General features: G+C 40.0%; 8 protein-coding genes and 1 tRNA gene. 7 read left to right on the top strand and 2 right to left on the bottom strand.

Translation table 11 applies throughout. The features are described 5' to 3' along the window. Positions 1 to 29 precede the first annotated feature (29 nt). From HXT32_RS00185 to HXT32_RS00200, 4 genes are all read left to right on the top strand, one after another. Complete coding sequence (locus tag HXT32_RS00185; protein WP_102703281.1) at positions 30 to 2,261, top strand: heavy metal translocating P-type ATPase; 2,232 nt, start codon at positions 30 to 32, stop codon at positions 2,259 to 2,261. A 292-nt stretch (positions 2,262 to 2,553) separates the two neighbouring features. Then, positions 2,554 to 4,032: an FAD-dependent oxidoreductase gene (locus HXT32_RS00190; protein ID WP_103013741.1), complete on the top strand. Its 1,479-nt coding sequence runs from the start codon at positions 2,554 to 2,556 to the stop codon at positions 4,030 to 4,032. A gap of 105 nt (positions 4,033 to 4,137) precedes the next feature. Next, a complete protein-coding gene (locus HXT32_RS00195; RefSeq protein WP_076002503.1) occupies positions 4,138 to 5,016 on the top strand; it encodes a M48 family metalloprotease in 879 nt (292 codons plus the stop codon). A 130-nt stretch (positions 5,017 to 5,146) separates the two neighbouring features. Further along, positions 5,147 to 5,220, top strand: a tRNA-Gly gene (locus HXT32_RS00200). Positions 5,221 to 5,288: 68 nt separating this feature from the next. Here the strand turns inward: HXT32_RS00200 and HXT32_RS00205 are convergent. Beyond that, positions 5,289 to 7,958: a Rib/alpha-like domain-containing protein gene (locus HXT32_RS00205; protein ID WP_422118966.1), complete on the bottom strand. Its 2,670-nt coding sequence runs from the start codon at positions 7,956 to 7,958 to the stop codon at positions 5,289 to 5,291. 346 nt (positions 7,959 to 8,304) lie between these two features. After that, positions 8,305 to 9,483, bottom strand: coding sequence for a lipase family protein (locus tag HXT32_RS00210; RefSeq protein ID WP_012913676.1), 1,179 nt, complete (start codon positions 9,481 to 9,483; stop codon positions 8,305 to 8,307). A gap of 353 nt (positions 9,484 to 9,836) precedes the next feature. Between HXT32_RS00210 and ahpC the strand changes: the two genes are divergently transcribed. From ahpC to HXT32_RS00225, 3 genes are all read left to right on the top strand, one after another. Then, positions 9,837 to 10,400 carry an alkyl hydroperoxide reductase subunit C gene (gene ahpC, locus HXT32_RS00215; protein WP_012913675.1) on the top strand — a complete coding sequence of 188 codons (564 nt, stop codon included), beginning with the start codon at positions 9,837 to 9,839 and terminating at the stop codon, positions 10,398 to 10,400. Positions 10,401 to 10,530: 130 nt separating this feature from the next. Beyond that, a complete protein-coding gene (gene ahpF, locus HXT32_RS00220; protein WP_422118967.1) occupies positions 10,531 to 12,204 on the top strand; it encodes an alkyl hydroperoxide reductase subunit F in 1,674 nt (557 codons plus the stop codon). Positions 12,205 to 12,245: 41 nt separating this feature from the next. Further along, positions 12,246 to 13,148, top strand: coding sequence for a LysR substrate-binding domain-containing protein (locus HXT32_RS00225; protein WP_103013737.1), 903 nt, complete (start codon positions 12,246 to 12,248; stop codon positions 13,146 to 13,148). Positions 13,149 to 13,163: the final 15 nt, after the last annotated feature.

Genomic DNA, 13,163 nt, shown 5'->3' on the forward strand with positions numbered 1-13,163 from the left:
GGTTAACCTGATCAGCGTAAGGAAAGTGTATGCGTAAACTTTTAGCATATTGCCGTCGTGCACCTCAATTAACAGTCGTAATTCTTGCTTTTCCGTTTATTGTGGCTTTGTACTCGTATAATTTGCCTATATTAACTACTTTCTGTGAGCAAATATCTAATCTTTCGCAGCAAATCTTTGATTTCTTAAATCTTGGTTGCGATATTTCCATAAGTCTTAGTATCGGGAAAACTATTATCGCTATTCTCGTTTTGTATACCAGCCTTATTTCTTTGCGCAACATGATTAAAAATTTATTGCGCGGAACTTTAGGCATTGATTTGCTAGCTTTTGTTGCATTACTTGCAACGCTTTGTATTGGTGAGTTTTGGGCAAGCTATTTGATTGTTGTAATGGTTTGGACGGGAGAGGCAATTGAAGATTTTGCGCATATGAAAGCCCAGCGCAATCTGTCTCTTTTAGTAAGCGCAGCTCCAAAAACTGCTCACCTTATGACTTTGCCAGGTATTGAGCATGAAATGGATAATAATCAAGCAAATGATGAATCATACGAACCGCCATGTTTGAGTGAAAATCAGTGCAAGCCTAGCTCGTGTGTTCTGTGCCGGCATGCTGAATTCAGAAAAGTGGATGCCGCTAATTCTAAGCAATCTAATATTAGCGAGCAAAATTGCGACTATAAACACAATATTTGTCCATTTTTGCAAGCGTCTACAGACGGCGAAATCTCCTCAAATTTGCAGCGTTACAAAACGGTTCCAGTTGATGAATTAAATATTGGAAACGTAATTATTGTGCTTCCTGGCGAAACTGTGCCAGTTGATGGTGAGCTGTTAAGCGGTTCTGCAATTTTAGACACAAGTGCTATTAACGGAGAATCCGTTCCTAGAGAAGTCTATGCGGGAGCTGCAGTGCTTTCAGGCTGTGTAAACGGTGGAGTTGTGCTTATTATGCGCGTAACAAAGCTGTCTAAAAACTCGCAGTATCAGAAAATCATGCAGCTTGTTGAGTCTGCTAGGTCTTCTAAAGCTGCAGTAGTTAGATTTGCAGACATGTTATCTGTGCCATTTACTGTTTTGTCTTTTGTAATTGCTGGTTTTGCTTGGGGCTTTTCTGGAGATGCTCTTAGATTTGCGCAAGTGCTAGTTTTGGCAACTCCTTGCCCGCTGCTTATTGCGGTGCCGGTTGCGTGCATGGCTGGAACTGGGCGTTTAGCGAAACTTGGAATTGTTGTTAAAAGTCAGGATGTGCTTGAGCAATTAAGTCGTGTAACAGATGTATTTTTTGACAAAACTGGCACGTTGACTGTAAAACAGCCGCAAGTTGTAAACGTAGACGTAATCGATACTACCCAGAAGGCTGATCGTATTGTAATGCTCGCAGGTGTTCTAGAGACGTATTCTCAGCACATACTTGCAGGTGGTATTGCTAAAGCGGGAGCAAGCTTGTGGGAAAATGCTCACCCATCGTCGGTTCCGCAGCTTCCTAGCGTGCGAGAATACCCTGTAGTGCACAGTGTTAAAGAAACTGCAGGTCAGGGTATTCAGGGCGTTGTAGACGGTATTTTAGTACGTGTAGGCAGACGCAAGTACGTTACAGAGCAAAACGCGAATCAAACTATAGGCAAATCTCTTGCAGCAGACGAAATGGCAACCTACGTGTCTTTTGACGGCGTGCTGGTAGGAAGAATCGTATTAAAAGACGTGCCGCGCGATAACGCGAAATCAACCATTGACGCATTGTGTACACTTGGTGCACGCTCAATATCTATTCTTACTGGCGATAGTTTGCAAGCTGCAACAACAATTGGTAAAAGTGTTGGAATTGAAACAATATATGCAGATTTACTTCCGCAAGATAAATTAGCGCATGTAAAAAAACATAATTACAATGCGTATAAAAATAAGCAAAATTCAACTGTAACAATGATGGTTGGAGATGGTGTAAACGATGCTCCAGTGCTTGCAGCTGCCGATATTGGCGTAGCAGTAACGGATGGCACAGATACGGCAGCATCTGAATGCGCACAGGTAGTTATTATGAACAATGATATTTCTTCTGTTGCAAGCGCAATAAGAGTAGCAAAACATACTAAACGCGTTATGGTTCAGTCAGTATTGATGGGCATTGGATTAGCAATTATAAGTATGATTTTTGCGGCTTTCGGTTTTATTCCAGCAGTTATTGGCGCAATGATGCAAGAAGCAATTGATGTTGTTGCTATTATGTGGGCTTTAACAGCATTGCGCGAACGAAAATAAAAATATTTTTTGGCAATATTTTTACGATATTCATTACGACATCTTTAATAATATTCGTTTGAGTATGTTGTAAGACGAAGTAATGCGCTAGTCTAATTATGAAAGCATACGAGTTAGCTGCAAACGGTAACGGCTCAAGCTTGTACGTAACTTATTTCTGGCGAAGAATTACATATAAACGCTTTACAGTTACGCTGCTGAGTGATTGAGGCAACCTATGCTTGTAGGCCGCGCTAAATAGCGCGAAAACGGCGAAAAGTGCCGTATAATACAGTTCAATATGGGGATAATAATGGAAAAAAATAACTTAAACGAAAATGTTTCACAAGAAACATCTCAACTGCGTATTGCTGTAATAGGAGCAGGCCCTGCAGGAGTGTACTCTTCCGATATCTTCTTACGTCAGATTGCAAAGCGTGGAGAAGAATTGGGATTAGGCTCTAGCGCTCGCATTGATCTTTTTGAAAAATTGCCAGTGCCTTTCGGCTTAGTGCGTTACGGAGTAGCTCCTGACCATCCAAGTATCAAATTTATTGCGGATGCGCTTGAAAAGACGCTTGATAATCCAAATATTCATCTTTATGCAAATGTTGAATTTGGTAAAGATATTGCATTAGAAGATTTACTTCATAGATATGATGCTGTGTTATTTGCAACGGGTGCTGTGAAAGATAGGCCTCTTCGAGGAGTTCCAGGTGCCGATTTAGACGGAGTGTACGGAGCTGCAAAATTCGTAGAATGGTACGATGGATACCCAACTAGCAATCGAGAATGGCCGCTTGAAGCCAAGGAAGTAGCTGTTATTGGTGGCGGAAATGTGGCAATGGATGTTGCTCGTGAGCTTTTACGAGATCCTGATTATTTGCGCGCTCATACGGATATTCCAGATGACGTGTATGAGGGATTGCAAAAAAATAAAACCCAAACCTTGCATTTATTTATTCGTCGTGGAGTTGCCCAAGCAAAATTCTCTGTTCAAGAATTGCGCGAAATGGAAAAGTTATCCGGAGTGCAAATTGTTATTAATGAGGATGATTTTGAACTTGACGATGAGACTATTGAAGTAGCCGGTAACGATAAGCTCACGCGTCAAATGGTTGAGGAGCTTTTCGCTATTCGCGATATGGCTGAAGATATGGAAGATGGCGGAAACGTTGATTTTGAGGGGAAGCCAGCCAACAAACGCTATATTATCCACTTCAACTGTGCGCCGGTAGAAATTCTTGGTGAAGATGGACATGTGAAGGCAATACGAGTTGAGCGCACGACTACAAGCGCCGATGGCAAAATGACTCGTACTGGAGAGTTCGAGGAATACGCCGTTCAAGCTGTATACCATGCCATTGGCTACCATCCTGCAGAAGTTGCAGGTATTGCTTACGACGAAAAGCGTACTTTGCTTGCAAATATTGATGGGCGCTTAGTGGAGTCTGTAGAAAATGGCGAAGTTCGTGAGCGATTGTATGCAACTGGCTGGGCTAAGCGTGGGCCGGTAGGATTAATCGGCTCTACAAAATCTGATGCTCTTTTGATTGTTAATAATATGCTTGAAGATTTATCTAAAGCTGGCAATGCTAGGCGAATCGCACCTGATCGCGATGAAAATTCTATAGATAAATTATTGGCAGAAAAGGGCATTAAACCAATTGATTACGCCGGTTGGAAGCGAGTTGACTCTTATGAGCGTGAACTTGGAGCCAATGAGCAGAGAACTCGAAAGAAAGTTGTTTCAGCTTCTGAACTTGTAAATATTGCTTTAGGTAGCAAATAATGCCCTAAATAAACTGAAAATATTACTTAGTATTTAAGTTTGTAGTTAGTAAATACGCAGTATATATTCAGAAAAATTTAAGTTCGCATTATTAAGATAGCTCATATGTTGAAAGGCTTGAGAATACACTATGGCAGCTTAAAAGCCGCACTATTTTTTGTTGTTGTGTGGCTTTTTCTTGCCTTATGTTGGGTTCTTACTGGCTCGCATCTGTCTTCACTAATATGGTTCATTATTCCTGGTATTGCATTTAGTGTTTTTGCTTATTGGTGCTCAAGTAAGCTTGCGATTATTGCTATGCATGCTACAGAGGTTAGTGAAGAAGAAGAGCCTGTGCTTTACGCAATGGTTAGAGATTTATCTGCTCGAATTGGTAAACCTATGCCGCGAGTAATGGTTTCTCCCTACGAAAGTCCTAATGCTTTTGCAACTGGTAGAAGTGAGCGTCATGCGAGTATATGTTGTACTCGTGGTTTGATTAATATTCTTAACGAGCGCGAGTTACGTAGTGTTATTGGTCATGAATTAACTCATATTTATAATCATGATATTCTCGCTTCTTCGCTGGCTACTGCTACAGCAACAGTATTAACGTACGTTGGTTCTTGGCTTGTTTATGTCGGTGATACATATCGTCGTGATATTCGCAAGTATTGCAAATTTATTGGTAAATTTTTGAATATTTTATTCGCTCCTATTGCTTCTGTTATTATCAATGCAATTATTCCTGGTTCGCGTGAATTTGACGCAGATAAGGGAAGTAGTGAAATTACTGGAGATTTTGCTGCGCTTGCTTCCGCACTTAATAAAATTACTTACGGCATGCAGCTTCACGAGATGAAATCTACTGCTGGATTGCAGGCTGTTGCTTCTTTGATGATTATTTGTCCGTGGAATAATAACGCTCCTGCGCTTGTGCGTTTGTGTACTGCGCGTCCTACTGTTCAGGATAGGATTGGGCGTTTAATGAGCATTGCTGCATGAATATTTTGTTTGTTGAACTTGCTTGTCTTGTTTATTGAGTTCATAAACTGATTCCTAAATATTGAAGCGGTAAGCTGTGCATGATACCCTTAGATGGTTGTTGAAACTAGTTTGCTTTTAGTTACAGCATGCGGATGTAGTTCATCGGTAGAATGGAAGCTTCCCAAGCTTCAGAGGCGGGTTCGACTCCCGTCATCCGCTCCATTCAGATTGTAAAATTGTATAAGTTGTAGTTTTTGTACATTGGATGTATAAAAACTACAACTTACGCGTTAGTTAAACTTTCTTTTTCTTGCAATTGTCACAATTGTGCTAGCAAACAGCATTAATGCAACGCTAAATACAATTGGAATTATTTGTATTCCAGTACGAGGGAGTGCATTATTGGCTATTGTGGATTGTTTGTGTAAATGAGGGTCTTTCTTTACTAAAGTATTCGTCCACGCAACTTGTTTACCGTTTTCGTCAATAAGGACAATCGTATGATTGCCTTTATATTCTTCTGGGATAACTACGTCGAATACAATTCTGCCATATTCATTAATGTGAACTGTTACATATTTCATTCCATTTGCGCTATAAAGAAGTTTAGGGTTGGAATATATGTAGGCATAAGCTTTTACTGCTTTTTCTAGTTGTAATCTGCGCATGAATTCTGATGTTGCATTTACTGTAACAGTGATATGGTTATTTTTTCCCGCATAAGCAATGTTATTATTCCCGACGGTGAGAGTGTTGCACAACGCTGGAAGTAAATCTGCAATACTCTTTGGTGCTGATGGAATCTGTTGCTGTAATGTGTGTGATTCTGAGTTTGCGTTAAGCTCTATGTGGTTTTCGCGCATAGAATCGTTACTAACTGCAGGAGTTTGTAGAGTTTTGGAAGGATGTGTTGGTTCGGGAAATCCCATGCTTGGAATTTCCTTATGGTCTTGATCGAACTTATTAGTCTGTGGGGTTGTGCTATTTGCAGACTTATCAGGTTCGCCATTGCTAGAGTGTTCACTGTTGTCAGAATGAGATTCTGGTGTTGGTGGAACAGGTTGTGACTCTGGTTTAGGCGCAGGCGTTGGTTCCGGTGTTGGTGGTACAGGTGTCGGAGGTACGGGAGTTGGTGTTGGAGTTGGTGTCACTGGCGTCGCTGGTGTTAGCTCGGTCCATGGTGTTGATTTCTTTGCAGGAATTAACTCGGACCACGTAATACTCTTTTTAGCTGGGTTTAGTGGTGTTGCTGGAATGATTTCTACAATGTGAGCTTTAAGAGTTACTTTCTGTTTTGCTTTGTTTGCAAAGGTTATTTCTACAATAAATGTTGTTTCTCCAGTGTTTGTTGTGTTTGGTTGTTTTACAACTTGTACTGTGCTGTTTTCTGGTAAGTTTTTTAAGTATGGTTTGAAGTCGAAATTATCGGGGATTTTATTGTCTTTTTTGACTTCTATTTTCTTGCCGGATTCAGCAGTAACATTTGGAAGTTCCTCGATATTAGCCAATCGTTTATGAATAGTTATTGGAATTATAATAGTTTCTAATATTCTACCAGATAGTACGAGTAGTATTTTCCCTTCGTAGTTGCCGCATTGAGAAGTGTCAATTTTGTCGTATTCTGTAATGTCTGTAATGGTAGAGCCTTGCGGTATATCGTTAGGATTAAGAAGATGCTTTATTGTTGTGCCTTTTGGCAATGGATCATTTTCCATAATGTCAATATTCGTAATTTTAGGTTCGAAAGCTTGTTCGTCAGTTTTAATAACTGGTTCGTTAACTAATCCGTCGAGTGCATCAATTTTGCGACCGGTTCCCTCAATTTTATTGCGTTCGCCAACTGTGAATCCTTGGAAAGCATTCATTCTAGGCTCAAAGTAGCTTCTGGATCCATGACCGGCTCCAGAACTTCCTACGCTTATTGCACCTTCGAAATTTCCTATTCCGCCTATTACTGTATCGTTATCAACTTTATAATGAACGGCATAACCTTCTTTAGTTAGTTTATCGCCAAAATCAGATGTTTCCCAAAGCCATCTGTTGAATATATTACCTTTGATTCTCGGAGCGTTAAAAGTATAAGCTTTAATATTAAAAGTTGCGCCACTACTTTTAGCTCGAATTAAGGCTCTTTGTGCTAAGTACCCACCTAAAGAGTGACCTGTAACATATAAATTGCTTACAGTGTTCTTTTGTTTATATTCATCAATTAATTTATCTATATCAGCAGCTTGGCCTGGGTTTGAGCCAGTTCCAAGCAAGACATCATTCCATACATCTGTTGCGCCTTTAGTGCCGCGAATTGCTAATACTTGCACGCCGTTTTGCTTAATAAATGGGTACGCAGGATTCACATTTTCAAAAAGGATAGCGTCAAACCCACTCCCGAAGTGGTAGGTTTCCTTAACTTTCCAGAATGGTGCAAGCTCGTTGTGCATAAGGCGGTACTCATTGCGATTTTCATAAATAATCCTGAGCGGTTTTGAGTAGTCAAGTACTTCTTTGACGTAGCTGTCTTCCCTATACACAAGCTCCATAAAAAGCGCCATATCGCGAGGGCTAATATCCCACCTGCGAGGATTGCTATCGTTTTTGTCATCTAATCCGTCGCCGTCGGTGTCCTTAATAAGTGGATGCGAATTATATCCGTAATATGTGCGTCCGTTTTTTACGTAAGTGTAAAGCTCTTCGCTGTTCTTCAGACCGTCGTCGTCGCTATCTTGATCTGGATCTAGCGCGGCTTTATGGTAAAGCAAAGAATCAATCTGATTATTTTCCAAACGAATTCGACCAGTAGAAATGTCGTGAGCGGTTTGTGCGGTAAGAGGTACGTGCACTGGTGATGTTTCTTCTGCCGCTGCGGTTGTTGCTAGCGAAGGTATGTAAACCAGCGATGAAATGATCAAACCAAAAGTTAATACAATTCCACTAATTGTGTGAACGGTACTTACTTTTCTCATACTGCTATTCCTTACTTTTTGTACAGACTTCTACTTTATTTTGAAAATATTTTTGCCAGCAGCACAACAGATTTAGCTCAACGTGTTGGTTTTATCAGATTTAACAACTTTATAAAATTGTATCTAGTTGAATCAGATAATTTTAATAAGTACCAAAAGTTAATACTTAAGCTGATGCGGTGTAATAGGAAAGAATTTCATTAGATTAATTGATATAGGAAAAGCACTGAGCTGCTTGTGATATTAATGAATCATCGGTAAATCAGCACTTAGCTTATTGTGTAATAAATTACACGAGATAGCTATCTATTGCTGGTGCTAATTAATAATCATTAATTAGCAGTAATTAGAACGTGCGAACATCGTAGAAGTTGTTAAGTTCTTCCATCCAACGTCCAGTGCCAGAAATATCTCCTCTAGTACCTACGGTGAAACCTGGGAAATTGTTCATACGGGCCTCAAGATAGCTTCGAGAGCTATGTCCTTGCGCAGAATTGCTGACGCTTATAGCTCCAGCAAAATTGCCAACAGAACGAATAACCTTGTCGTTGTCTACTTTGTAATGAACAGCGTAACCTTCTCGAGTGAGCTTATCGCCAGTATTGGCGACGGCACGCAACCAACGGTTGAAAATATTTCCCCAAATTTGTGGTGAATTGAATGTGTAAATTTTCTTAATCCAGTTGTAGCCTTTGCCTTTAGCACGAATTAAAGCACGCTGTGCAAGATATCCTCCGAGGGAATGTCCGGTAATATACAAATTGCTAACAGTATTTTCGCGACCATAACGCTCAATCAACTGCTCAACATCTTTAGCTTGATCTGGGTTATGACCTACAGCTATTGCAAAATCATCATCGTAATCATTAAATTGGGAAGTTCCACGAATTGCTAGTACTTGAACAGTGCCTTGTTCTAAGAATGGGTATGGACTTACATTTTCAAACAAAACAGCATCAAATCCTCCCCTTTTGTGGTAGGTTTCCTTAACTTTCCAGAATGGTGCAAGCTCGTTGTGCATAAGGCGGTACTCACTGCGATTTTTGTAAATGTCGTGAAGCGGTTTAGTGTAATCGAGTACCTTATTTATGTAATTATCATCTCGATAAGAAAGTTCAGAGAATAAAGCCATATCGCGAGGACTAATATCCCACCTGCGAGGATTGCTGTCTTGATTATCTGGAATACCATCGCCATCGGTATCGTTCATCATAGGGTGAGAATTGTACCCATAATAAGTCTTACCGTCTTTAGTGTAAGTGTAAATTTCCTGACTATTAGTTAAGCCGTCACCATCTAAATCAGCTTGTGGATCAAGAGGCTTCTTGTGATATAAAGACATATCCAAAGCCCCAGGTAAATCTAAGCCTATAGTTCCATTTGCGATTTGTTTAGCTGTTTCAGCAGTAAGTGGAGTTTTTGCATAATTATCTGCGGTTGTTGCCATTGCTGGCATTGCGAAAGCAGATAGGCTCAAGAGCATGCATAGGCTAGTTAAAAACCCTGTTACTGCATTGCGTTTCATAGTATCCTCCCATATTTTGTTTAGTTTTGTAGTCAACAAATGTATAGGACGACTGTTTACGATTTGTAGCACCTCTTTGTTAACTACGTGCGTTATATAAATTAATCGAAATTTATTTTGCCGCCACAATTGCTATTCTACACAGTTCATCAATTGTATAGTCTACATAAACAAAAGTCCATACTTCTAAATAAATGTTGTTGCTCCTTTTTTGTTTACTAAAATCATTGACGATGTGTATAAGAGTCATAGAAAACATCTATATAACTAGAATTATCAATAGCCATAATCTATTCTTAATAATGAAAATAAAAGCGCAACGAAGGCGCAAATGACCTATTTAGGAGAATGATATGAGTTTAATGAACACACATATTCTTCCATTCAAAGTAAATGGTTATAAGAATGGCGAATTTGTTGAAGTAAGTGATACTGATGTTCTTGGCAAATGGGCAATTTTCTTCTTCTATCCAGCTGATTTTTCATTCGTATGCCCAACTGAATTGGAAGATCTTGCAAACCACTATGAGGAATTGCAAAAGCTAGGCGTTGAAGTTTACTCAGTCTCTACGGATACACATTTTGTACACAAAGCATGGCATGACGATTCTGAAGCAATTGCAAAAGTAAAGTACACTATGTTGGGTGATCCTTCCGGAGCTCTTTCGCGTAATTTTGACGCTTGGAATCAAGAATCCGGTTTAGCTCACCGAGCTACATTCCTCGTGAATCCGCAAGGTGTGATTCAGTTCTTTGAGATGACCGCAGACGGAATTGGTCGTAACGCCGACGAGCTGCTTCGTAAAGTTAAAGCAGCACAGTATATTGCAGCGCACCCAGGCGAAGTTTGCCCAGCAAAATGGGAGCAGGGCGAAGAAACCTTGGAACCTTCTATCGATTTAGTCGGCAAAATCTGATTTTTGCAATTAAATATTAAAGAATCTTTTTTTTTAAAGAATATTCTCAATGCGTAGGGAGCTACGTTCATAGTTTCCTACGCATTCGCTTATTTTTACTTGTGACTAAAATTACCGAAGGAAGTAAATTATGTCTTTGTTGAATGCGTCATTAACTGCTCAGCTTTCAGAATTACTAAAAAAGATGGTATCTAAAATAGAGATCGTTTCTTACGTTGATAATTCTGAAACATCTCAAAAAGTTAAATCCTTACTAGAAGAAGTATCTCAGCAAAGTGACAAAATTAGTATTTCTGAAGTAAATAATAATGAAATTAGCAATGTAAAACGTAAGCCAAGCTTTGAATTGCGTAGAAAACTAGATAATCCAGTAAATGGAGAATCCACTGTATCGATTAGTTTTGCGGGATTGCCTTTAGGGCACGAATTCAGCTCTTTAGTACTAGCACTTCTACAAGTAAGTGGCTATGCGCCAAAAATTAGTGATGAGCAACGCAATGCAATACTAAAGCTTGGTTCACACAATGTGACAACATACATGTCGGTAACTTGCCTGAATTGCCCAGAAGTTGTGCAATCGCTTAATACCATTTCTGTTATTAACCCTAAAATTCAGCATACTGTAGTTGAAGGTAGCGCTTTCCGTGAAGAAGTAGATAAACTCGGTGTAATGAGCGTGCCAGCAGTTTTTGAAAATGGCAAACTTGTTTCCTCCGGACGGGCAGGAATTGACGAACTTGTATCTGTGCTTGCATCACAAGAAAAATCTGTTGAGCAAAATGAGAATGGCAATAATGGTAATAGCGTTTCTTCGGCAAATGTTGCGCTCGCAGAAAAAATGAATTCGCAAAATCCATACGATATTGTTATTGCTGGCGGCGGTCCTGCTGCTTCTGCTGCCGCAATTTACACTGCTCGTAAGGGTTTGCGTACGGCTATGATTATGGATCATCGTGGCGGACAGGTTGTAGAAACTGAAAGTATTGAAAATCATATTTCCCAAACGCATACGACTGGTTCTCAACTAGCAGCAGATTTAACTAAGCATATTTCTCAATACGATATTGACGTATTTACTCCTGATTGGGCAGACTCGCTCGATTTATCTAAGGAACCATATGGGTTACATACTATTCATGCGCGTTCTGGCGGATCTTTGAAAGCGCGTGCAGTGATTATTGCAACTGGCGCGACTTGGCGTACGTTGGGCGTTCCTGGAGAAGATGAGTATAGGAATAGAGGCGTATCATTCTGCCCTCATTGCGACGGCCCACTTTTCAAAGATAAGAATGTTGTCGTTGTTGGCGGCGGAAATTCTGGTGTTGAAGCTGCTATTGATTTAGCAGGAGTTGCAAAACATGTGACGGTGGTTGAGTTCATGGATGTGCTTAAAGCTGATCAAGTATTGCTTAATACTTTGCATAAATTACCTAACGCTGAAGTTATTACGAGTGCTGCCGTAAGTAGTATTGAAGGTAATGGTAGTAAAGTTACTGCAATACGTTACATAGATCGCAATAAAGCAGACGATGATGAAAACAGAGAACATATTGTTGAAACCGATGGGGTTTTTGTGCAAATTGGTTTAGCTCCGAATACTCGTTGGCTTGTAAATAATATTTCTCTCAATAATCGAGGAGAAATTATTACGAATCGCGCTGGATGCACTGATACTCCGGGTGTTTTTGCTGCTGGAGATTGTTCAGACGAACCGTATAAGCAGATTGTTACAGCGTATGGTTCTGGAGCCAATGCTGCGTTATCTGCATTTGACTATCTTATCCGCAGCCCGCAAAATAAATAATTTATAAAATTTATTATGCAATAAACAATGGGAGGCGTCTTATGAATATTAGAGCGTTAGAATATCTAATAGCTTTTGCACAAGAAGGAAGCTTTACCAAGGCGGCTGTTCGTATGCGCGTCTCTCAGCCTACTCTTTCAACGCAAATTAAAAAACTTGAAGAGACTTTAGACGTAGAACTTATTGAGCGCACTCCCGGGAAACAAATCTTAACTCCTGCTGGGAGGGAAGTGGTTTATTACGCTAAACGTATTCAGGCAGATATGTCACGTATTCGACAAGCTGCAAGACGCTCAGAAGATCCATGGTCATCTACAGTAGTTTTGGGTGTGTTCCCAACGTTAGGACCATACTTACTTCCAAGAATTATGCCTGCACTCAGGCGTTTAAAACCAAAACTTACTATTCGTTTTATAGAAGAAAAATCAGCGAAACTTATTGATTTGCTAGATAGTGGTCAAGTCGACGCAGCTATATTAAGCGAAAGTTTGAATGCGCCTTCAATAAAAGTGTGTCATGTTTTTGACGAAGATTTTCTTCTTGCGACTTCTACAAATTCTTTGCTAGGACACGAGAGTAAACCAATTGAACTTTCAGATTTGTCTACTCAGAAAGTGCTTTTACTAGAAGATGGGCATTGTATGCGTAGAAGCATGCTCGATGTATGCCAAAAAGTGGGGGCGAAGCAATCAGAATTTAGGGCAACGTCGTTAGAAACTTTGCGATATATGGTTGTAGGTAGCAAAGATGTGACATTATTGCCGCGTCTTGCAACTGTACCTCCAATTGTGCAACCAGTTGGTTTGATGTTGCGTGAGTTTAAGAATCCTAAACCTTATCGATCGTTATATTTGAATTGGCGCGCAGCTTCTCCAGTAGACAAAATTATGGAAGGATTGTGCACAATAATTAGTTCAGCATGCTCTGATTTGCATAAAAAATAAGTGGGATATTCTGCT

It is taken from the genome of Gardnerella sp. DNF00747 (assembly GCF_049262675.1).
Classification (GTDB): Bacteria; Actinomycetota; Actinomycetes; order Actinomycetales; family Bifidobacteriaceae; genus Bifidobacterium; species Bifidobacterium swidsinskii.